The organism is Lysinibacillus sp. JNUCC-52 (genome assembly GCF_015999545.1).
Taxonomy (GTDB): domain Bacteria; phylum Bacillota; class Bacilli; order Bacillales_A; family Planococcaceae; genus Lysinibacillus.
Window position 1 is genome coordinate 2,169,197 of record NZ_CP065546.1, and the last position, 21,924, is coordinate 2,191,120.

The following is a 21,924-nucleotide window of genomic DNA, read 5'->3' on the forward strand; positions in this document are numbered from 1 at the left end:
ATTATCTTGTTTTAAAGAGTAGATTTCGATTTAATAACAAAAAATCTCTTTGCTTATCATAAGCAAAGAGATTTCATTAGCGTTAGTTTGTTGGTAATTCCAAAGATGCTTTTTCTTTTTGTACAACTTCCATCGTTGTTACACGTTCAATATTAGCGCCAAGTGAAGCTAATTTCCCATGGAAATCTACATAACCACGATCTAAGTGATGAAGCTTTGTAACTCTCGTAATACCTTCTGATACAAGACCAGCTAAAATTAATGCAGCGGCAGCTCGTAAATCTGTAGCCATTACCTCAGCTCCCTGTAAGTCTACAGGTCCTTCGATAAAGACAGAGCGGCCTTCTATTTTTGCGCCTGCATTCATGCGACGAAACTCTTCTACGTGCATAAAACGGTTTTCAAAAACAGTTTCGGTAATAATACTCGTACCTTCTGCAGTTAACATTAATGCCATCATTTGTGATTGCATATCCGTTGGGAATCCTGGATGTGGCATTGTTTTAATGTCTACAGCTTTTAATGTACTTGGTACATGTACGCGTATACCTTCATCTAGCTCTGTAATTTCTACGCCCATTTCACGCATTTTAGCTATTAGAGCCGTCATATGCTCAGGCACAGCATTTTCTATCGTTACATCACCTTTTGTTATCGCAGCAGCTACCATAAATGTACCTGCCTCTATACGGTCTGGTATAATGTGATGTTCAATTCCATATAATGTGTCGACACCTTCTATACGAATCGTATTCGTACCTGCACCAATAACACGGCCTCCCATACTATTAATGAAGTTAGCAAGATCTACGATTTCAGGTTCTTTTGCTGCATTTTCAATAACAGTCGTTCCTTTTGCTAGAGATGCTGCTGTCATAATATTTTCTGTAGCTCCAACACTTGGGAAATCTAAATACACATTCGCACCTTGTAAACGACCCTCTACCTTCGCTTCCACATACCCGTGCCCAAATGAAATTTTTGCACCCATTGCCTCAAAGCCTTTTAAATGTAATTCTATTGGACGTGAACCGATTGCACAACCACCCGGTAAAGCTACACGTGCAAAGCCATTACGAGCAAGTAAAGAGCCCATTACTAAAATTGATGCACGCATTTTACTAACAAATTCAAATTGAGCTTCACTTGAAAGATCCTTTGTTGCGTCTATATATACAATATTGTCTTCTGGTATATATGTAACATCAGCGTTTAGACTTTTTAGTACTTCATTTATGGTATAAACATCTGCTAAATTAGGGACTTCTTTAATTACATTTTCTCCTTTTGAAGCAAGTAAAGCTGCTGCCAGGATTGGTAACACTGCATTTTTTGCGCCCTCTACACGAACTTTTCCCTGTAGCTTTTGGCCGCCAGTCACTATAATTTTATCCACCCTACGTCCCTCCGAATTCAATCTCTTAACCTATCGAAAATTTATTTTAAAAAAAGATGTATAATGTCATAATCAGTAAACAAACAACTTTATAGTACAACTTTTCACACGCTCGTTCAAGCGTCCAAATCACTATTTTAATGCATTTATTGATATTTTGCTATTTATTTATTGTACGCATTATTTTTTTTTTTGTGAATGACCAATAACACGGTAAAAAATGTAATTCTCTTATACATAATGAAAGTTCGTGACTAAAATATATCCGTTTATATGGATTGCTAAACCTCTTTTGTACATATTTCAAAGGACCACATAAGTTATCTTATGGAGCCCTTCGAAATATGTACCTATAAAGTTATGCTTCCGTCTACGTATTATGTTTATCTCGCTAAATTTAAAATAAGTACGGAAGTTTTCCAGACCAGCTTGAAATTTGAAGAAAGAAATTAGAAACTGCTGTGCCTATCGCAATGCTTAACAAAATATAGATCAACTGTATTTGAAATACTTTATTTTTCTTAAATAGTTTTTCTAACATGAAGGCTTGCAAAGCGTAAAATGTGATAGCAATAAAAAATAGATGCGATAGAATTCCCATTAAAGCTTCTTGCCCTACTGCTTCATAAATTTCCACATCGTGTTCCTCCATTTAAAAAACGGGCAGATATTGAATCTGCCCGTTAAAAATTGAATTAGATATTACCCTCATGAACGTTGATACGATTCAACGCACGTTTTAATGCTAGGTCAGCACGTTTGAAATCAATGTTATCTTGTTTGCTTTGAATTCGTCCTTCAGCACGTTTAACGGCTTCTTTAGCACGTTGAACATCGATATCTTCAGCAATTTCAGCAGAAGGTGCTAAAATTGAGATCTTTTCTGGACGAACTTCAATGAAACCACCGCTTACAGCTACAACTTCAGTAGAACCGTCTTCTTTTTTCAGCTTCACTGCACCAATTGCAAGTGGAGCAACCATTGGAATATGGCCAGCAAGAACACCAATCTCACCAGAAGTTGTTTTCGCGATTACCATTGATACTTCAGAATCGTATACTGGGCCGTCGGGAGTGACAATATTGACTGTAACTGTCTTCATATTTTTTCCTCCTCGTCCCTAGTATTAAACCTCTACGCCCATGCTTTTCGCTTTTTCAACTACTTCTTCAATAGAACCAACTAAACGGAAAGCATCTTCTGGTAGGTGATCGTGTTTACCATCAAGGATTTCCTTGAATGAACGAACCGTTTCTTTAACAGGAACGTAAGAACCTTTTTGACCAGTGAATTGTTCCGCAACGTGGAAGTTTTGAGATAAGAAGAATTGAATACGACGAGCACGTTCAACTGTTTGTTTATCTTCATCAGATAACTCATCCATACCTAAGATAGCAATGATATCTTGTAATTCACGGTAACGTTGGATTGTACGTTGTACGCCAGTTGCTACTGCGTAGTGCTCAGCGCCTACGATTTCTGGTGATAATGCACGAGAAGTCGAAGCTAATGGGTCAACCGCAGGGTAGATACCCATTTCAGATAATTTACGCTCAAGGTTAGTAGTTGCATCTAAGTGGGCGAAAGTTGTAGCTGGAGCCGGGTCAGTATAGTCATCGGCTGGTACATAGATCGCTTGAATAGAAGTTACAGATCCTTTGTTAGTAGATGTGATACGTTCTTGTAATTTACCCATTTCAGTAGCAAGTGTTGGTTGGTAACCTACCGCAGAAGGCATACGACCTAATAGGGCAGAAACCTCTGAACCTGCTTGTGTGAAACGGAAGATATTGTCGATGAATAAAAGTACGTCTGCACCTTGCTCATCACGGAAGTATTCTGCCATTGTAAGACCAGTTAAAGCTACACGCATACGTGCGCCTGGTGGCTCGTTCATTTGACCGAATACCATCGCTGTTTGCTTGATAACGCCTGAATCGCTCATCTCGAAGAATAAGTCGTTCCCTTCACGAGTACGCTCACCTACACCAGCGAATACAGAGATACCTGAGTGCTCTTGTGCGATGTTGTTGATTAATTCTTGGATTAATACAGTTTTACCTACACCTGCACCACCGAATAGACCGATTTTACCACCTTTAATATATGGTGCTAATAAGTCTACTACTTTGATACCTGTTTCAAGGATTTCAACTGAAGTTGAAAGCTCATCGAAAGTTGGTGCTTCGCGGTGAATTGAATCACGACGAGCATCAGCTGGAATTTCTTCACCTAAGTCGATTACTTCTCCTAATACGTTGAATACACGACCAAGAGTCACTTCACCAACTGGTACTGAGATAGCTTTTCCTGAGTCTGTTACTTCTGCTCCACGTTGTAAGCCATCAGTAGATGACATTGCAATTGTACGAACAGAATCATCACCTAAATGAAGTGCAACTTCTAATGCAAGAGTTGTTGGTTCTTCATTAGGACGTTCAATCTTAACTGTTAATGAGTTATAGATTGCTGGTAATTGGCCATTGTCGAATTTTACGTCAACAACTGGACCCATTACTTGAATAACATGTCCTTTATTCATTACTGTGTACCCTCCTATCGTATTCTTATACGACATTGGTGAGCTGAGCCTATTCTAAGGCTGCAGCCCCACCAACGATTTCTGTAATTTCTTGTGTAATTGCTGCTTGACGTGCACGGTTATATTGCAATGAAAGATCTCCGATAAGATCAGATGCGTTATCAGTTGCATTTTTCATAGCAGTCATACGAGAAGCATGTTCACTTGCTTTTCCATCTAATAATGCGCCGTAAACTAGGCTTTCCGCATATTGTGGAAGTAATACTTCAAGAATTGCTTCACCAGATGGCTCGAATTCATAAGAAGCTTTACTGCTTACAGTTGCAATATCAGTTAATGGAAGAAGTTTTTTCTCTGTCACTTCATTAGCGATAGCGCTAACAAAGTGATTGTAGTACATATAAAGCTCATCATACGTACCGTCAATGAACATACCAACAGCATTACGAGCGATTTCTTTAATATCAGCAAATGACGGTTGGTCAGGAAGAGCAACTACACTGCTAATAACATTATGATCACGTTTCACAAAGTAATCACGAACAACACGACCTACTGCTAACACAACGTATTCGTCTTTTGATTTATGACGCTCGTTGATTGTACGTTGCACTTGACGAAGGATACTTGAGTTGTAAGCACCTGCAAGACCACGGTCAGAACCAATGACTAAGTAAGCTGTTTTCTTAACAGGACGTGCAGTTAACATTGGATGTCCACTGTCTTTTGTACCTGAAGCGATAGCGCCTACTACGTCCTGAATTTTTTCCATGTAAGGAACGTAAGCTTTAGCGTTTTGCTCTGCACGACGTAACTTTGAAGAAGAAACCATCTGCATCGCTTTCGTAATTTGTTTCGTACTCTTTGTTGAATTAATACGACCTTTTATTTCGCGTAAGTTTACCACTGGTATTTCACCACCTTTTGTTTTTTAATCAAGCGACTATTTTTCTTACTTATTCTGATTTAGCGAAAGTTTTTTTGAATGCAGTTAAAGCTGCTACGTATTCCGCGTCAGGAGCAAGTTCTTTAGTAGTACGAACATGATCTAAAACGTTTGTGTGGTTTGTATCTAACCAGCTTAAGAATTCAGATTCAAAACGAACGATATCTTGAACTGGAATATCATCTAAGTGACCTTTAGTTAATGCATAAAGGATTGCAACTTGTTTTTCAACTTTAAGTGGTTTGTTTAGGTCTTGTTTAAGAACTTCAACCGTACGTTTACCACGCTCAAGTTTAGCAAGTGTGATTTTATCTAAATCTGAACCGAATTGAGCGAAAGATTCAAGCTCACGGAATGCAGCTAAGTCAAGACGTAGTGTACCCGCAACTTTTTTCATCGCTTTAATTTGAGCAGATCCACCTACACGTGATACAGAAAGACCGGCGTTAATCGCTGGACGTACACCTGAGTTGAATAAGTCAGATTGTAAGAAAATTTGTCCATCAGTGATTGAGATAACGTTAGTTGGGATGTATGCAGAGATATCCCCAGCTTGTGTCTCAACGAATGGAAGAGCTGTGATTGAACCATTTTGATATGTTTCATTTAACTTCGCAGCACGTTCTAATAAGCGGCTGTGTAAGTAGAAAACGTCACCAGGGTAAGCTTCACGACCTGGAGGACGGCGTAGAAGAAGTGAAAGTTCACGGTAAGCTGATGCTTGTTTAGAAAGATCATCATACACGATTAATACGTGTTTACCTTGTAACATGAATTCCTCTGCCATAGATACACCAGCGAATGGTGCTAAGAATAATAATGGAGCTGGTTGAGAAGCTGATGCTGTCACAACGATTGTGTAATCTAAAGCGCCATGTTTACGGAAAGTTTCTACTACACCACGTACAGTAGATTCTTTTTGACCAATTGCAACATAGATACAGATCATGTTTTGGTCATTTTGGTTAAGGATTGTATCGATTGCTACAGATGTTTTACCAACTTGGCGGTCACCAATGATTAACTCACGTTGACCACGACCGATTGGTACAAGTGCGTCAATCGCTTTGATACCAGTTTGTAGTGGTTCGTGTACTGATTTACGAGCCATTACACCGAAAGCTGGGCTTTCGATTGGACGAGATTTAGTTGTGTTGATTGGACCTTGTCCATCCACTGGTTGACCTAGTGGGTTTACAACACGGCCAATTAGTTCTTCACCAACTGGTACTTCCATAATACGACCTGTACGACGAACTTCATCGCCTTCTTTGATGTCTGTGTATGGACCTAAGATAACGATACCAACGTTACCTTCTTCTAGGTTTTGAGCCATACCCATAACACCGTTAGAGAACTCTAGAAGCTCTCCAGCCATGGCGTTGTCGAGGCCATGAGCAAGAGCGATACCGTCACCAATACGGATAACTGTACCAACTTCGCTTACTTTAAGTTCAGATTCATAATTCTCAATCTGTTGTTTAATCAGACTGCTGATTTCTTCAGCCTTGATGCCCATGTATGTCACCTCTCACATTTCTAAATTATTAACCGATTAATTCACGTTTTAGACGCTCAAGTTTATTCACTACTGAGCTATCATAAATATGGTTACCGATTTGAACACGAATACCACCTATTAATGAAGGATCGATTTCGTTTGTAATGTTTAATGATTGTTTCCCAACAAGTTTAGAGAATGCCGCAGAAATTTTAGCGCTTTCTTCAGCAGAAAGTTCACGAGTTGAGAATACAGTTGCATCTGCAGAACCTTGTGCCTGTGCAGCAAGCTCAGCATATGCGTTTGCAATTAGCTTCACTTCGTTTACACGTTTTTTCTCTACAAGTAGTTGAACTGTGTGTAAAACTTCTGGCGTTGCACTTGCAAAGATTTCAGCTACCATTTGTTTCTTGCGTTCGATAGAGAACTTAGGCGCGTTTAAAAGTGTTAAAAAATCAGGAGATTGTGTAACAACTTTTGTTAACTCGTTTAAGTCTGCCCCAACTTCTGCAAGAATATTTTTTTGTTGCGCAATTTCAAATAGAGCTTGAGCGTAACGCTTTGCTACAGTTGAATTACTCATTGAGCTTCCCCTGCCTTCGCAATCGTCTCTTCAATTAGAGCACGGTTGTCTGCCTCAGAAATCTCTTTGCTAAGGACTTTAGATGCTGCAAGTACAGATAATGAAACGACTTCATCACGTACAGCTGCGATAGCCTTTTCTTTTTCAGACTCGATTTCACGTAAAGCCGATTCTTTTAAGCGGTTAGCTTCATTGCGAGCTGCTGTAAGAATTTCTTCTTTTTGCATTTCGCCTTGCTTCTTAGCACCCTCAACAATCGATTGTGCTTCCGTACGAGCTTCTTTAAGAAGACTTTTTTGTTCTTCTAAAAATTTGTGCGAATCTTTACGAGCTTTTTCAGCTGCTTCGATCTCACTAGCTACTAATTCTTCACGTTGTTGCATAATGCCCATTAATGGACCCCAAGCGAACTTTTTAAGTAGAAGCATTAATACTAAGAAGATGACTAATGTTGAGACGATATCTCCACCATTAAATCCTCCACCTGCACCTAGTACAAGATTGTCTAAAAACACGATTGTTTCACTCCCTTCAAGAGCTTTAACTTCAACATATTAGTTTGTAATACTTAAAAACTTACCTATTTTAAAAAGCTATATTTGCACATAGCTTTTATCAGTTCCAAAATGAAGGGCGAAGTTTCATCTGGAGAATCCTGCTTCGCCACTAGTAAAATTCAGTATACAACTGAATTATTTGTTCATTACGATGAATGCTACTACTACTGCGATGATCGGTAATGCTTCAACTAATGCAACCCCGATGAACATAGTAGTTTGAAGAACGCCACGAGCTTCTGGTTGGCGAGCGATACCTTCAACTGTTTTTGATACGATAAGACCGTTACCAATACCTGCACCAAGTGCACCTAAACCGATTGCGATTGCTGCTGCTAATAAACCTAATGAACCTGTCATTTTAAAATTTCCTCCTTGGAATTGTTTGTTTTTTTGGTTCAAGCATAAATTTTATGCTTTATATTAATGGTCATCGCTCACTTTATGAGCCATGTAAACCATTGTTAACATTGTGAAGATAAAGGCTTGGATAAAGCCGATGAAAATAGAGAAACCTTGCCATGCCATCATAGGAACAATTGCACCTACGAACCCTAAAGGACCTGATACGGCTAAACCTGCGATTAATGCAAGTAAAATTTCACCTGCATAAATGTTACCGTAAAGACGCAGACCTAATGTTAAAGTGTTCGCAAACTCTTCAATAATTTTTAGTGGGAACATAAATGACATTGGTTTGAAGAACGTACCAACATAATGGCCTGTACCCTTCATTTTGATACCATAGTATTGAGATAATACTAAAATCATTGTTGCAAGAGTCATTGTAACCGTTGGGTCAGCTGTTGGCGATTTCCACCAAAGTTCATGGTCATAGACGATAGAGAATGGAAGACCTAATAAGTTAGATACTGCGATAAACATAATAAGTGTGATACCTAGAATGTGGAATCGTCCACCAGTTTTCCAGTCCATGTTGCTTTTGATGATATTCTTTACGAAATCCATAATCCATTCCATAAAGTTTTGCATACCAGTCGGTTTTAACTTTAAGTTTCTAGTTGAGATAACAGCGATTAAAAATACGACTATTGCTGCAACTAGTAACATCATCACTGTAGATAAGTTAAATGTTAAAAAACCTATGGTTACTAACGGAGCTTCATGATTCATTGTTATTTTTCACCTCTCTTTCTAATAAAGCACAATTAGTGGTTCCTTACATGAGATACAATTCTCTCGACAAAGAGAACTACGTACGGAATCATTAGCCCTATGACCGTGCTAATCAAGTGAAAATAGTTTGGCAACGAAATGGCTATAGCGACTGCCGCTACACCTGATCCAAAACGCAGTGCTGTACCAAGTGAACCTATTTTCTTCCCTTCACTAATGGAACGATCAAACTTCTCCATACGGCGAACCAAAATCCAAAAATTATACGTACCAAAAAATGCACCGATTGCGATGCCCGCAAAAACTGTTTGAAAGGACGTAAAGCCCCAGCCTAATGCGCAAAGTGCGAGCAAAAAAAATAACGCTCTCTTCTGCACAGCAAAAATGTGATGCAAATCTAGCATTGGTTTGTAGTCTCCTGAATCATTTTTTCGAGTAAAGAAAACGTTTGCTGACCACTTTGTGAAATCAGAAAAGAGCAGTGAAAAACACTACTCACAGCGGAATAGTAATGGGAGAGTCATTTGAATGAAATTACAGGTGTAAATTCCTAATAATGCCTTACACCCCTTACTGATTCGGTGATTTACCGAAACGCACAAAACGTTGCAAATCGACAGCGATGGTTTGAACTGTCAATTTAGTAGAAACTTGATATAACAAGTGTTTCAACGTCTATCAACGAATTGAAACCCTTATCATTCTTACCCTTTGTAAGCATACAATAGGAGATATTTGAAGTCAATTAGTAAAGGAGAAAAACTTCACAGCTACTATACTCTTGTCAAATTGTTGACAAATTTGTGTATGAACTTTCATAGATTATAAAAACTTTTTTGGAATAATGCAAAAAAAAGCTAATTTACGACATAAATATGCTCGTAAATTAGCTCAGCAAAGAATTTTAGTTCTTTTTGCTTATTTTTTAGAAGTCAAAATGATATATTACTTGCCTTTTTGTAAAAAATTCAAGAGCGCTTCCACGATTCGCTGTGAAGCATGTCCATCGCCATAAGGATTAGAGGCTTTTGCCATAGCTTCGTATGCATCTTTATTCTCTAGTAATTCTTTTGCAAGAGTATAAATTGTTTCCTCTTCGGTTCCTGCTAGTTTCAAAGTTCCAGCAGCGATTCCTTCTGGACGTTCTGTTGTATCACGAAGAACTAGAACTGGTTTCCCTAATGACGGCGCCTCTTCTTGCACACCACCAGAGTCCGTTAAGATCATATAAGAATTCGCAGCAAAGTTATGGAAATCAAACACTTCAAGAGGTTCAATTAAATGCACTCGGTCATTATCGCCTAATATTTCATTGGCAATTTCTCGAACAGCAGGGTTCATATGCACTGGGTAGACAACTTGAACATCATCATGTTCAGCTAATATCCGTGTAATCGCTCGGAACATATGGCGCATTGGCTCACCAAGATTTTCTCGGCGATGCGCTGTTAATAATATCATGCGATCGTTTGCTATTTTTTCTAACACGGGATGTGTATAATGCTCACTCACTGTTGTAGCTAATGCATCAATAGCCGTATTACCAGTGACAAAAATAGTATCCGCATTTTTATTTTCATCCAGAAGATTTTTCTTCGATACTTCTGTTGGTGCAAAGTGCAAATCAGCCATGACACCTGTTAACTGACGATTCATTTCCTCTGGGTAAGGTGAATACTTATTCCAAGTTCGAAGACCTGCTTCAACATGTCCAATCGCAATTTGATTATAAAATGCTGCTAAGCTTGCGATAAATGTTGTCGCCGTATCACCATGCACTAAAACGATATCAGGTTGCGCTTCTTTCATGACTTTATCTAAACCTTGTAATGCATTTGTTGTCACGTCAATTAGCGTTTGACGATCCTTCATTATATTTAAATCGTAGTCGGGTGTGATTTTAAATGTTTCTAATACTTGGTCAAGCATTTGGCGATGTTGTGCTGTTACAGTCACGATTGATTCCACTTGCTCGGGATGTTTTTGTAATTCCAATACAAGCGGGGCCATTTTTATCGCCTCTGGTCTCGTACCGAAAATCGTCATCACTTTCCATTTTTTCGTCAAAACGATTTGCACCGTCCTTTGGTTATATTGTACATCAAGCGTTATGGTCTACATCCAAAATAAGTGAGACCTAATTGCCTAAACATACTATGAAACGTCCTTCAATAATGAAGGACGCTTTCAAATGCTATAAAGTTGCTGTAGGAAAACGATATTGCTTTTCGGGCAATTTCCTACTTATTATTTCGTACCGAATAAACGGTCACCAGCATCACCTAGACCTGGAACGATATATCCATGATCATTTAACTTTTCGTCAAGTGCTGCAATATAGATGTCCACATCTGGATGCTCATCTTGAATTACTTTTACACCCTCTGGCGCAGCAATTAAACACATAAATTTAATGCTTTTCGCACCGCGTTTTTTCAGTGAGTTGATAGCTTCCACTGCTGAACCACCCGTTGCAAGCATTGGGTCTACAATAATGAAATCGCGTTCTTCCACATCTGCTGGAAGTTTTGCATAGTACTCAACAGGTTTTAATGTTTCTGGGTCACGGTAAAGACCAATATGACCAACTTTCGCAGCTGGAATTAGTTTTAATACGCCATCTACCATACCAATACCTGCGCGTAAGATTGGGACAATTGCAAGTTTTTTCCCTGAAAGAACTTTTGTTTTTGCGATTGTTACTGGTGTTTCAATTTCAATTTCTTCTACAGGCATTTCTCGCGTAATTTCGAATGCCATTAATGTTGCGACCTCATCAACTAGCTCACGAAATTCTTTTGTTCCTGTATTTTTATCACGAATATAAGTTAACTTGTGTTGGATTAGTGGATGATCAAATACGTATACTTTGCTCAAAGGGGTTCTCTCCTAACCGTTCGGATTTCATTTTTATCTCAACTAGTATAACAGAAAACATGAGCTGTCTCAAAAATAAATTCGAGATATTCCCTTTTCCAGAGTGTTTGCTACAAATAGAAGCAAATTATACATCAAGTATAGAATCAACTTGCTCAATCGCCATCGGTTTATAATAGAAGTAACCTTGTCCGACCTTACAACCAAGCGCACGTAATATCTCAACCTGTTCCTCATTTTCGATTCCCTCTGCAACAGATGTCATGCCTAAATTTAAGGCAAGCTGAATGATTGAACGGACAATTGCCAATGTCGCTGCATCATTTATATCATTAATAAAGCTACGATCTATTTTTAACTCCGTGAACGGCAATCTTTGTAAATAACTAAGTGAGGAAAAACCCGTCCCAAAATCATCCACTGATGTTTTAAAGCCATAGCTCTTTAATTCTTGAATAATGGCAAATGCGGTTTGAAAATCTACTAAGCCGATATTTTCAGTTACTTCTAAAATAATATTGCTTGGGCTAATCCTATATTTTTCAACTAAAAGTCGGATATCCCTTACAAAATGAGGATAGTAAAAATGATCAGGCGATATATTGACCGCGACTTTCACTAACTTTTTCCCCAATTGTTGACGCTCCGCTAGCCAAGCAAGAACAATTTCTAAAATTTGTATGTCAATTTCACGAACCTTCCCTGCATTTTCAGCAACAGGTATAAACATTGCTGGTGATACAAATCCGAGCACTGGAGAATGCCAACGAGCTAGCGCTTCAATACTTTGAATTTCCCCCGTTCGTAAATCTACTTTTGGTTGTAGATTTACTGAAATCTCTTTATTTTTAAGTGCTTGGGATAAATGATTTAATACCGTCATTTGTTGTTCTAGTAAATCATTGCGTTCCTTCGTAAAAATCTCCATATGTGTCCCTGGCTTGTTGGCCGCATAAGATAATGCATTATCTGCAAATCTTATTGCATCTGCAATTTTAATATCTTTATCAAAAGAAGAAATTCCTGTCTTTAATGTAATATACATATGTTTACCATTTATAATAAAAGGCTGGCGCGTTAATTCTTTTATGCGAAGCTCATAATCATTGAGCTCTTCATCAGGTGTCAATTGTGAAATAATAAGACTAGAACTTGTGAATCTAGCAATATACTCTTTCAAATCATTATTATGTTCTTGAAGACGTCTGGCCATTTGCCTTAATAATTCATCCCCTGCTTCTCGCCCATATAATTCAACAACTTGATGAAATTCACTTGGTTTTACTATTTTAATAAAGCCTATTCGCCCTCGCTGCTCTTCCTTTTCCATCTTATTTAAGAAGCTATGTCGATTTGGTAAGCCCGTCGTAATATCTTTATATGCTAAATCCCATATTTTTTTCTGTGTTTTCGCATACGAATATGCTAATGCAACGAGTGCTCCTATTTTTTGAAACACGTTGTTAAAAAATACACTTTCCCCTGGGTATTGAGAAAATATTGCAAAAAGTCCGATTGCTTGTTGTTTTTGATTGCGAATAGGTACAAACCATCCCGAGTGATTATTTGTTAGGTTAGCAAAATTTTTAAATTCTATTGGAATAGCAACCTCATCTAGCTTATAAGCGATTATCGGTGTTTCCTGTTGCATTACCTTTCGATAGAAGTCACTCATTTCGAAAAGCTGAGGCACATGTTGGCGAACACTACTAGACGTAAAAACTTGTAATTGATTTGACTCTGTTTTAATAAGAACTGAGCTAAACACATATGGCGTGAAAAATTGATTTATTTTGCTACAAATAGTGTCCATTTTTTTATAAAATGGCTGGTCTTTTTCTATTGCCTCATAAACGGTTTTCTCTAATTCCGCTATAAAATCTTCAGTATGATAATACGTAATATCCTTCACAATTATTAACACGAATAATGTAACATTATCATCATTTTGAAAAGGAAGGGTTTGCATTTCTGCCCAAAATGGTGGCTGTTCGAAGCGATGATGGTGCAACTTTTCTGTCGCCATTGCTCCACTATGTATTTTCTCTTTTATTTTTTCAAGCATTGTCGTCTGTAACCCACTTGAAAACATCGCAAAATAATCTGTTTCTAGAATCTGTGAACGTATTGCATTTGTAAGCATGCAAAAAGAATTATTACACTCTACTATGAAATTAGTATTAGCATCCAAAATAACGTAGCTTTCTTTAGATTGTTCACCTAAGTTACGAATTGTCGTTAATAAAATATTTTTTTGTACGTCCATAGATTTAGTAACCATCCAACCCCTCCCGTCTATATCCATCAATTCTACTCCTTTATATTGTACATAAAAAATTCGATAAATTGTCACTTTTACAAAAAAACAATTCTCCTTCGGGACATTAATTGTCCTCATCCAATATAATATAACCTTTTATCCTATATTTATGTAAAAAAATCCAAAAATAAGATGAATTTATTTTTATATAAGCAAAAAATATAGTTTTGCAGTTTCATCTAGTCGGCTTCATTCCATAAAAACTAAAGGCTGTGCCTAAAGTGAACAACACACTTAAGGCACAGCCTATAATTAAACAATAATAATTATGCGTATAATGGATGCTTATCAGTTAAAACTTTAACACGATCTTTTGCATCAGCTTTTACAGCTTCATCTTCTGGGTTTTTCAGTACAGCTGCAATAATTGCGCCAACTTCTTTCATATCTTCTTCTTTAAAGCCGCGTGATGTAACTGCAGGTGTACCAATACGAACACCAGAAGTAACAAATGGAGATTCTGTATCGTATGGAATTGTGTTTTTGTTTGTTGTAATACCTACTTCATCTAATGCATGCTCTGCAACTTTACCAGTTAAGCCAAGAGATTTTACGTTTAGTAGTAATAAGTGATTATCAGTACCATTAGATACGATTTCAACACCTTCTTCGATTAACACTTCTGCTAAAGCGCGTGCATTTGCTTTAATTTGTTTAGCGTAGTCTTTGAATTCAGGTTGTAAAGCTTCTCCAAATGCGACTGCTTTTGCAGCGATAACATGCATTAATGGTCCACCTTGAATACCAGGGAATACAGATTTATTTAATTTTTGCTCCCATTCTTTTGAAGCAAGAATTAAACCACCACGTGGTCCACGTAATGTTTTATGTGTTGTAGATGTAACAAAATCAGCGTAAGGAACTGGTGATTGGTGCTCTCCTGCCGCTACTAATCCAGCGATGTGCGCCATATCCACCATGAAGTAAGCGCCTACTTCGTCTGCAATTTCACGGAATTTAGAGAAATCGATTTCACGTGGGTATGCAGATGCACCAGCTACAATTAGTTTTGGTTTGTGTGCTAATGCTTTTTGACGAACATCTTCATAATCGATAACATGTGTATCTTCTGTTACTCCGTACTCTACGAAATTATAAAGGATACCTGAGAAGTTTACAGGCGAACCATGTGTTAAGTGACCACCATGTGATAGGTTCATTCCTAGCACTGTGTCACCTGGTTGTAAAATTGTATGGTATACAGCCATGTTTGCTTGTGCACCAGAGTGCGGTTGTACGTTGGCATATTCTGCCCCAAAAAGTTCTTTCACACGATCACGTGCAATATCTTCTACTACGTCTACGTGTTCACAGCCACCATAGTAACGTTTTCCAGGATAACCTTCAGCATATTTGTTAGTAAGAACTGAACCTTGTGCTTCCATTACTGCTTCAGATACAAAGTTTTCAGATGCAATTAACTCGATATTCGCTTGTTGACGTTTTTTCTCAGCTAAAATCCCATCTAATACTGCTTTGTCTTGTACTGCTAATTTTTCGTATGCCATGTTTGAAAAAGCCTCCTAAGTATAATCGTTATTTACATGTACCTCTGACAACAGAAGTAGAGTTATTTATATACAGCACGTTCGCCACCAATTAGTTTTGGACGTGTTGTTGCTACTGTGACAACCGCTTCTCCTACTGTTCGCACTGATGTACGAACTGGAACAGCTACTTCCTTTAAATGCATACCAATTAAAGTTTGGCCTATATCAATACCTGCATGTGCACGTATCGCTTCTACAACTATTGGGCTTTCCAATTTTGTATAGGCATAAGCTGACATCGACCCGCCTGCAGTGCGAACAGGAATAACGGACACTGGTTCATAGCCCAACTGTTCTGCAACTGAAGCTTCCATCGTAATCGCTCGATTGATATGCTCACAGCCTTGGAACGCTAAATATAGCTGATGTTTCTTGGCAAATGCCTGTAATGGCTCAAAAATTGCTTCTGCTGTTTCAAGTGCACCTGCTGTGCCAATTTTCTGACCAATCACTTCAGACGTAGAGCAGCCTACAACAAAAATAGTCTTTGGTCGTAATACTACTTGCTCTTCGAATTCACTGAGTAACTGAGTCAATTGCGTTTGGATTTGTTGCACAACCATTAAGCTCAGCCCCTTATTTTAATGTCTTTTATTTACGCTAGGCGTCAAGCTAAGGTAAAAGTGACAGTGCGAGACTGTCACTACCTATTTGTTTTTGTGTGAACGGCTGAAAACGATCTTGTATTACTGTTCTAATTCAGCGATTTTTTCCACACGGCGTGTATGACGACCACCTTCAAAATCTGTTTCAAGCCATGTTTGAGCAATTTCACGTGCAAGGCCAGGGCCAATTACGCGCTCACCCATCGCTAAAATATTTGAATCATTATGGCAACGTGTTGCTTTAGCACTAAATACATCATGCACTAATGCACAACGAATGCCTTTTACTTTGTTCGCAGCGATGGACATGCCAATCCCTGTGCCACAAATTAAAATGCCTTTATCAAATTCCCCGTTAGCAACACCTTCAGAAACTGGCTTTGCATAATCAGGATAGTCTACTGAATCCGCAGATTGTGGACCAAAATCTTCGTAGCTAATATTAAGCTCATCTAACAGTTGCATAATCTCACGACGTAAGTTATTGCCTCCGTGATCAGAAGAAATTGCTATTCTCACTGGGTTCCCTCATTTCGAATTATAGTCAACATTAGTTTACCACTTCTCTTTCAAGAATAACATGATTTTTGTTGCAATTTTATGCTGATTTCTCCTAAAAGACGAACATTTCTTGTAATTCGAATTAAAAACGTTCATTTTTAAGTCAATTTCCTGTGGATAATGTGAATATCCTGTTAATAAATTCGGGTAATGGTCTTTTGTTGTAATATTCCCTCTTCAGAAGTTTTTCTACCTTTTCAACTACAGTGGACATACTATTTCAATATTTTTTCAATTGTACCTGTTAATAACGGTCATATCCCCTCACAACGCGTAATTGGTTTATCAATAGAAAAGACTGTGGATAAGCTCGATTTTTTGAGCCTGTCCACAGTCTTTCAGTTGCCTATACTATTGAATGCTTTTTTGCTACGCTTCTCTATCGAATTGTAGAATCATTTTATGCAATGCTTCGGATTGTTTTTTCAAATCTTGCGCAAGTTGTTCTACTTGTTCAATTGCATGTGCTTGCTCTTCAGTTGCACTGCTTACTTCCTGTGCACCTGCTGATGTTTCTTGAGCAATTGCTGCTACTTCCTGAGATTGTCGAGCAGTTGTTTCAATATTGTGCATCTGTTTTTCAATTAATGAAGAAATCTCTACGATTGCTGTTGCCATTTCATGGACGCTTGATGACATCCCTTCAACCGCAGTCGTTGTTTCGGAGACACGTGCGGCCTCTTTCGTTGCAAATGCTACCTGTTGATTCATTTGTTTCACAACCACTTCAACATTATGTTGCATTGATTGAATAAGTGTCGTAATTCCTTGAACAGCTTTTGCACTTTCATCGGCCAAACCACGAACTTCTTCTGCCACAACAGCAAAGCCTTTGCCATGTTCCCCTGCACGTGCTGCTTCAATAGATGCATTTAATGCGAGTAAATTTGTTTGTGCTGCAATGTCGCCTACTAAACTAATGATACGTTCAACTTGTCCAGCATTATCTTCTAATGTACGAATACTTTCTAGTGCTTCATTGTTGCCAGCCGCAATTTGTTGAATGCTGTTAACTAACGTTTCAATCGCTTTTGTTGTATTAGTTAAATTATGTAAGATCTCTTTCGATTGCGTTGCAGACTGTTCTGCTCTCGTATTTACTTCTGTTGCTAATGTACGCACATCCTCAATCGCTTCTGCTGTATCTTGCACTGCTGTAGCTGACGCTTCTGCTCCTGCGGAAATATGTTTTACTGTCACCGCAATACCATCAGCTTTCTTTGTTGCTACTGCGGTTTCATCGGATAGCTTAATAATTGATTGATTTGTTTGTTGGAAGTTTTGATCGATACTTTCCACCATATGGCGTAAATTTAACACCATTTGTTGGAAAGCTATTGCCACTGAACGAATCTCATCGTTCGTTTTTGGCATCACTACATCCTGTCCAATTTTTCCTTCTGCAACGCGTGTAGCAGAATATTCAAGACGCTGTAAAGGCTTGATTAAAATAACACTGAAAATTGCAGCTAAAATACCTGACCATATAATCCCTAATAAATAAGTAATCACTTCAAATAGCTTACGATTAATCTCTGGGAAAAAAGTAGGTTGTATAAATTCAATGAATATAAAGCTGATACTATAAGTGATCAGTGCTAGAATACTTACAAATAATACTAATTTAAGTCGTAAGCCAAACTGTTTTTTCATAGTGCCCCTCAATTCTTCTCAAGTATTTTAACTAACTGTTCTACTAATTTCTCTAGTTCTGCAAATGTTTCTTCATATATGGCTTTATTACCGCCGTAAGGGTCAACAACATTTTCTAAACTTCCTTCATGCACATATTCTTTCAATGTAAAAACTTTTTCTTCTTTGTTTGGATAATTAGCGATAATCGTATCTCTGTGTGCTGTTGTCATTGTTAAAATCAAATCGGCCCACTCTATTTCAGCCATCGATAATTGTGTAGCTGCATGTTGATGTGCCATATTCGCTTCATTTAAAACTTGCTGCGCATGTGCTGACATTTCAGCGTTCGGCATTGCATAAATCCCAGCAGAACGAACCTGAACATTGTCGATTTGCTTCTGCTTTAAAATAGCCTCTGCCATCGGACTGCGACAAGTATTTCCAGTACAAACAAATAATATATTCACACTTATCACCTTCCTTATTATTTTCGGAGTGCTAAAATACTCATAATGATAAAAACAATCCCTGCAATAATTTGAATTTTGTTCCCCAAAATAACCTGACTTCTGCGAGCTATAACTAAAGCCCCATATGCACAAAGAAAAGCACTCAATCCAGCACTAATAATAAAAATTGTTTTTTCTAAGTTAAGCATACCAAAAGAAACACTTACTGAAAAGGTATCTAGGCTAGCAGTCACAGCTAATAAAACTGGTGAAATGGTTATTTTCTCATTTTTGCTGGAAAACAAAAGCAAATGTAATCCAATGCTAAATAATAAAATACACGAAATCCATTGGCCCCACTCTAATAAAAACCGCACTAAGTAATTTCCTAATTCAAAGCCGAGTAGTGGAAAAAGCATATGTAACGTTGCTGTCCACATGGCCAAAAAAAATCGATATTTTACATTTGGAATTAATACAAATAAACCGACGACATCGACAGACGTTAAAATACCTGCAAGAATACCCTGCAAGAATGCACTCCTTCGCTTCCTAATATTTTATCATTTTATGCTCGGAAATACATTATTATCAATAATGTTCATATTAAAAAAAGGGCTATCTAATAAGCCCCTTAGAGATATCTGGCGGATACTGGTTACTTGTATGAGCCAGTAATAATAATTGAAAAGGTCGTTTAGAAAGTTCTAAAACAATAGCGTTTAAAATAGTCGCTAATAAATAAACTGACTTTGTCTACAGCCTGAGAAGTGATATTTGCGTTATTGGTATATTGGATCAATATAAATATTTTGAACATTCACTTCTGTTTTGTAATAACCGCTATGTAAGTTAGGCAAACTTACATAGTATCTTTCAATTTTTAAATCTGCGTAACCTGCTAATCTACTATATTTTGTTGAATCTGCTGGTATGTTTGTAGAAACACCATACGATTTAGAAAATGAGAAATTAATGCTTCCCCAATCAGTATTAGTTGTTGCAGCAAAGCTTTCTGATTGATTATTTGTTAATGTATAAAGTGAAGCTTTTGTCCAAAAAGGTGTGAACTTTGAATAACCCGAGAATACTCTGTTTTTATATTGAGTTCCTATTAGTCTATGTCCTAATCTTGCTAAGGTAGTAAATTCTGGAGCATAGCCGTTTGAATTGATATAATTTAAATGCAGTCGCATCTCTTTAATATTATCAAAAGCAGTTATCGATCCATCTGATTTCTTGATGTATAAGTTTTCAAAATCTACTTTTGATGAACTTACTAGCTCAAGATTAAATGCATTAGCTGATACGTCTTGTGAACTAAAAATTAAATAAGACTAGAGTGAAGCTAAGTAAGAGAGATACTTTAAAAAATACTTTTTTCATTACAAAACCCCTTTTCCTATTTTATTTTTTTACTTCATGTACTATTTTATCGCACAAAAAAATAATAAAAAAATCAATTTTTTCTTTAAATAAGTCAAAATTTGATAAGGAGGGTTTATATTGAAACAAAGAAAAAATATAAATGTTTCAGAAGCCATTCTATTGGTGAGTTCTTTTTTTATGTTTATGTATATTTCAAAAAACATGATTTTTGTGAATGAATTTTCCGATTTCTTTGAAAGGAGTTCATTATGGCTCATATTACCTTGTATTACACTAATAATTGGAATAATTTCTTTTGTAGCTAGAAAGGAATAGTGGTTGATGTGTAAGTCGGGGTTGAATGATGAAAGTTGATAATTAGAGGTGGCAAACATATAGAAAAAATCTCTCTGATTTCGGAAAGACACTTGTTTAGTAGACACAAAGCATTTATCAAAAAATGACTACTGGACACAAGCTAATGAGCATTTAATATCAATACTGGAACTCTACTATGTAAAATTATTGGGAGTAGCAAAATCCGCTATGGCTTGAATACATTCAGATGATGTTACTTCTTAAATATACTTTTTGTTGTTTTTTTAATATGAAAAGTGGGCTGCCACCAAAAGTCATTTCAATGACTTTTGGGACAGCCCTTTTTATAGGTTGTCTTATAGAATCGCTAATAGAGAGAACATCTAATCGCCAATAAAATTGGGAGAATCGCCAGGAAAAACGCGTGTTGCGCCACGAAACCTTAACGAATCGCTAATAGTATGCCGATGCACGCCTCACAATCTTATAGTGAAAACCACTTGCCCCCAGCAGCTTTTTCAAGTCTGTTCATAATAGCCGCGCCTACACCTTCAGTAGATGTCGTCGTCACTAAAATAACAGTCGCTTCTGTTTTATCACAAGCTCGCAACGCATGATAGAGTGCTGCGCCCATCTCTTCTTTACTTCCCGCTTCGCCAATTGAAAAGTAATAATTTGCTTGAAGATCTTTAAAGCTCCCTGGTGCTAGAAGTGCTACTTTATGATGCTGCGCGTGAAGTTGTTGTATAGCTTGCTGTACTTTTTCTTCATCACAATCGATTAAGTATACGGGTGCATTCGGCGCATAATGTGTATACTTCATGCCTGGCGCTTTTGGTGTCTCTTCCATTGTCTGCTCTATTTTAGTCGGTTGAATAACTGGACCTATTACGGCCTCTAACATTTCTTTTGTAATACCACCAGGACGTAATATAACTGGTGGTTCATGTGTAACATCTAACACAGTCGATTCAAAGCCAATTCCTGTAGGACCTCCATCTAAAATATACGGTATGTACCCATCTAAATCATCTTTTACATGAATCGCTTCTGTCGGGCTAGGTTTCCCGCTACGATTCGCACTTGGAGCAGCAAGTGGTTTTTGAATTTGCTGTAATAATGCTAGTGCGACTGGATGATTCGGCATACGAATGCCGACTGTCTTTAATCCAGCTGTCACACTTTCTGCCAAAACATTTTGCTTAACTGGCATAACAAGTGTAAGCGGTCCTGGCCAAAATGCATCCATACATTTTTTTGCTAGCTCAGAAATATGTTCGATATAAAGAGAAACTTCCTCTTTCGTTCCTATGTGGACAATAAGTGGATTATCTGAAGGACGCCCTTTTGCCTTAAATATCTTTCTGACTGCATCATCATTTGTAGCGACTGCACCTAAACCGTAAACCGTTTCTGTTGGAAATGCCACGACCTCCCCAGCATTCAAGATATCCACAGCTTGTGCATAAGTTATTTGACTATTCACATTACTATCCACAATCTTACACACGGTTTCCATATGAAAAACCTTCTTTCAATCGTTGTTTTTTTCTGAATTATCCACATTTTGTTTATAAC

At 37.6% G+C, this 21,924-nt stretch carries 23 protein-coding genes; 1 reads left to right on the forward strand and 22 read right to left on the reverse strand.

The window, feature by feature from the left end; translation table 11 throughout:
- Positions 1-82: 82 nt before the first annotated feature.
- From murA to JNUCC52_RS10960, 21 genes are all read right to left on the reverse strand, one after another.
- Positions 83-1,396, reverse strand: a complete 1,314-nt coding sequence (murA, locus tag JNUCC52_RS10860) for a UDP-N-acetylglucosamine 1-carboxyvinyltransferase (RefSeq protein ID WP_173478601.1) — start codon at positions 1,394-1,396, stop codon at positions 83-85.
- 397 nt (positions 1,397-1,793) lie between these two features.
- Complete coding sequence (locus tag JNUCC52_RS10865; protein ID WP_173478602.1) at positions 1,794-2,033, reverse strand: DUF1146 family protein; 240 nt, start codon at positions 2,031-2,033, stop codon at positions 1,794-1,796.
- A gap of 58 nt (positions 2,034-2,091) precedes the next feature.
- Positions 2,092-2,499, reverse strand: a complete 408-nt coding sequence (locus tag JNUCC52_RS10870; protein WP_173478603.1) for a F0F1 ATP synthase subunit epsilon — start codon at positions 2,497-2,499, stop codon at positions 2,092-2,094.
- 24 nt (positions 2,500-2,523) lie between these two features.
- Positions 2,524-3,939 (reverse strand): F0F1 ATP synthase subunit beta, encoded by a 1,416-nt coding sequence (gene atpD, locus JNUCC52_RS10875; RefSeq protein ID WP_173478604.1) that lies wholly within the window; start codon positions 3,937-3,939, stop codon positions 2,524-2,526.
- 49 nt (positions 3,940-3,988) lie between these two features.
- A complete protein-coding gene (atpG, locus tag JNUCC52_RS10880; protein WP_173478605.1) occupies positions 3,989-4,846 on the reverse strand; it encodes an ATP synthase F1 subunit gamma in 858 nt (285 codons plus the stop codon).
- Positions 4,847-4,895: 49 nt separating this feature from the next.
- Positions 4,896-6,404, reverse strand: coding sequence for a F0F1 ATP synthase subunit alpha (gene atpA, locus JNUCC52_RS10885; RefSeq protein ID WP_173478606.1), 1,509 nt, complete (start codon positions 6,402-6,404; stop codon positions 4,896-4,898).
- A gap of 28 nt (positions 6,405-6,432) precedes the next feature.
- On the reverse strand, positions 6,433-6,969 hold the full coding sequence (locus tag JNUCC52_RS10890; protein ID WP_173478607.1) for a F0F1 ATP synthase subunit delta: 537 nt from the start codon (positions 6,967-6,969) through the stop codon (positions 6,433-6,435).
- Positions 6,966-7,484 carry a F0F1 ATP synthase subunit B gene (gene atpF, locus JNUCC52_RS10895; protein ID WP_024362902.1) on the reverse strand — a complete coding sequence of 173 codons (519 nt, stop codon included), beginning with the start codon at positions 7,482-7,484 and terminating at the stop codon, positions 6,966-6,968. Before atpF ends, JNUCC52_RS10890 begins: the two co-directional genes overlap by 4 nt.
- 177 nt (positions 7,485-7,661) lie before the next feature.
- Positions 7,662-7,886, reverse strand: coding sequence for a F0F1 ATP synthase subunit C (gene atpE / locus JNUCC52_RS10900; RefSeq protein ID WP_004269474.1), 225 nt, complete (start codon positions 7,884-7,886; stop codon positions 7,662-7,664).
- A 63-nt stretch (positions 7,887-7,949) separates the two neighbouring features.
- Positions 7,950-8,660 carry a F0F1 ATP synthase subunit A gene (gene atpB, locus JNUCC52_RS10905; protein WP_139860291.1) on the reverse strand — a complete coding sequence of 237 codons (711 nt, stop codon included), beginning with the start codon at positions 8,658-8,660 and terminating at the stop codon, positions 7,950-7,952.
- 35 nt (positions 8,661-8,695) lie between these two features.
- Positions 8,696-9,067, reverse strand: coding sequence for an ATP synthase subunit I (locus tag JNUCC52_RS10910; protein ID WP_139860289.1), 372 nt, complete (start codon positions 9,065-9,067; stop codon positions 8,696-8,698).
- Between the two features lie 541 nt (positions 9,068-9,608).
- Positions 9,609-10,730 carry a non-hydrolyzing UDP-N-acetylglucosamine 2-epimerase gene (gene wecB / locus JNUCC52_RS10915; RefSeq protein WP_337982095.1) on the reverse strand — a complete coding sequence of 374 codons (1,122 nt, stop codon included), beginning with the start codon at positions 10,728-10,730 and terminating at the stop codon, positions 9,609-9,611.
- Positions 10,731-10,910: 180 nt separating this feature from the next.
- Positions 10,911-11,540 (reverse strand): uracil phosphoribosyltransferase, encoded by a 630-nt coding sequence (upp, locus tag JNUCC52_RS10920; RefSeq protein ID WP_173478609.1) that lies wholly within the window; start codon positions 11,538-11,540, stop codon positions 10,911-10,913.
- 127 nt (positions 11,541-11,667) lie between these two features.
- Positions 11,668-13,821, reverse strand: a complete 2,154-nt coding sequence (locus tag JNUCC52_RS10925; protein ID WP_337982096.1) for an EAL domain-containing protein — start codon at positions 13,819-13,821, stop codon at positions 11,668-11,670.
- Positions 13,822-14,126: 305 nt separating this feature from the next.
- On the reverse strand, positions 14,127-15,368 hold the full coding sequence (glyA, locus tag JNUCC52_RS10930; protein ID WP_173478611.1) for a serine hydroxymethyltransferase: 1,242 nt from the start codon (positions 15,366-15,368) through the stop codon (positions 14,127-14,129).
- 62 nt (positions 15,369-15,430) lie between these two features.
- Complete coding sequence (locus JNUCC52_RS10935) at positions 15,431-15,973, reverse strand: TIGR01440 family protein (RefSeq protein WP_173478612.1); 543 nt, start codon at positions 15,971-15,973, stop codon at positions 15,431-15,433.
- A 123-nt stretch (positions 15,974-16,096) separates the two neighbouring features.
- Positions 16,097-16,534 carry a ribose 5-phosphate isomerase B gene (gene rpiB / locus JNUCC52_RS10940; RefSeq protein WP_173478613.1) on the reverse strand — a complete coding sequence of 146 codons (438 nt, stop codon included), beginning with the start codon at positions 16,532-16,534 and terminating at the stop codon, positions 16,097-16,099.
- Between the two features lie 411 nt (positions 16,535-16,945).
- A complete protein-coding gene (locus JNUCC52_RS10945) occupies positions 16,946-18,229 on the reverse strand; it encodes a methyl-accepting chemotaxis protein (protein WP_337982097.1) in 1,284 nt (427 codons plus the stop codon).
- A gap of 8 nt (positions 18,230-18,237) precedes the next feature.
- Positions 18,238-18,678, reverse strand: coding sequence for a low molecular weight protein arginine phosphatase (locus JNUCC52_RS10950; protein WP_173478615.1), 441 nt, complete (start codon positions 18,676-18,678; stop codon positions 18,238-18,240).
- 17 nt (positions 18,679-18,695) lie between these two features.
- The gene (locus JNUCC52_RS10955) at positions 18,696-19,193 is read right to left on the reverse strand and encodes a manganese efflux pump MntP (protein ID WP_173478616.1); all 498 of its coding nucleotides are present in this window, start codon (positions 19,191-19,193) and stop codon (positions 18,696-18,698) included.
- Positions 19,194-19,442: 249 nt separating this feature from the next.
- Complete coding sequence (locus JNUCC52_RS10960; protein WP_337982098.1) at positions 19,443-19,856, reverse strand: hypothetical protein; 414 nt, start codon at positions 19,854-19,856, stop codon at positions 19,443-19,445.
- Positions 19,857-20,166: 310 nt separating this feature from the next.
- Here JNUCC52_RS10960 and JNUCC52_RS10965 point away from each other — a divergent pair, with 310 nt between their 5' ends.
- On the forward strand, positions 20,167-20,364 hold the full coding sequence (locus JNUCC52_RS10965; protein WP_173478618.1) for a hypothetical protein: 198 nt from the start codon (positions 20,167-20,169) through the stop codon (positions 20,362-20,364).
- A gap of 466 nt (positions 20,365-20,830) precedes the next feature.
- Here the strand turns inward: JNUCC52_RS10965 and JNUCC52_RS10970 are convergent, their stop codons facing one another.
- Entirely contained in the window at positions 20,831-21,865 is a 1,035-nt protein-coding gene (locus JNUCC52_RS10970) for an L-threonylcarbamoyladenylate synthase (RefSeq protein ID WP_337982099.1), read from the reverse strand.
- Positions 21,866-21,924: the final 59 nt, after the last annotated feature.

Bases quoted from the DNA above. Each gene is read 5' to 3' on its own strand.
- JNUCC52_RS10870 (WP_173478603.1), bottom strand. From the start codon at position 2,499: ATGAAGACAGTTACAGTCAATATTGTCACTCCCGACGGCCCAGTATAC.
- atpD (WP_173478604.1), bottom strand. From the start codon at position 3,939: ATGAATAAAGGACATGTTATTCAAGTAATGGGTCCAGTTGTTGACGTA.
- atpA (WP_173478606.1), bottom strand. From the start codon at position 6,404: ATGGGCATCAAGGCTGAAGAAATCAGCAGTCTGATTAAACAACAGATT.
- JNUCC52_RS10890 (WP_173478607.1), bottom strand. From the start codon at position 6,969: ATGAGTAATTCAACTGTAGCAAAGCGTTACGCTCAAGCTCTATTTGAA.
- atpE (WP_004269474.1), bottom strand. From the start codon at position 7,886: ATGACAGGTTCATTAGGTTTATTAGCAGCAGCAATCGCAATCGGTTTA.
- atpB (WP_139860291.1), bottom strand. From the start codon at position 8,660: ATGAATCATGAAGCTCCGTTAGTAACCATAGGTTTTTTAACATTTAAC.
- JNUCC52_RS10910 (WP_139860289.1), bottom strand. From the start codon at position 9,067: ATGCTAGATTTGCATCACATTTTTGCTGTGCAGAAGAGAGCGTTATTT.
- JNUCC52_RS10925 (WP_337982096.1), bottom strand. From the start codon at position 13,821: ATGGTTACTAAATCTATGGACGTACAAAAAAATATTTTATTAACGACA.
- glyA (WP_173478611.1), bottom strand. From the start codon at position 15,368: ATGGCATACGAAAAATTAGCAGTACAAGACAAAGCAGTATTAGATGGG.
- JNUCC52_RS10935 (WP_173478612.1), bottom strand. From the start codon at position 15,973: ATGGTTGTGCAACAAATCCAAACGCAATTGACTCAGTTACTCAGTGAA.
- JNUCC52_RS10945 (WP_337982097.1), bottom strand. From the start codon at position 18,229: ATGAAAAAACAGTTTGGCTTACGACTTAAATTAGTATTATTTGTAAGT.
- JNUCC52_RS10960 (WP_337982098.1), bottom strand. From the start codon at position 19,856: ATGCGACTGCATTTAAATTATATCAATTCAAACGGCTATGCTCCAGAA.
- JNUCC52_RS10970 (WP_337982099.1), bottom strand. From the start codon at position 21,865: ATGGAAACCGTGTGTAAGATTGTGGATAGTAATGTGAATAGTCAAATA.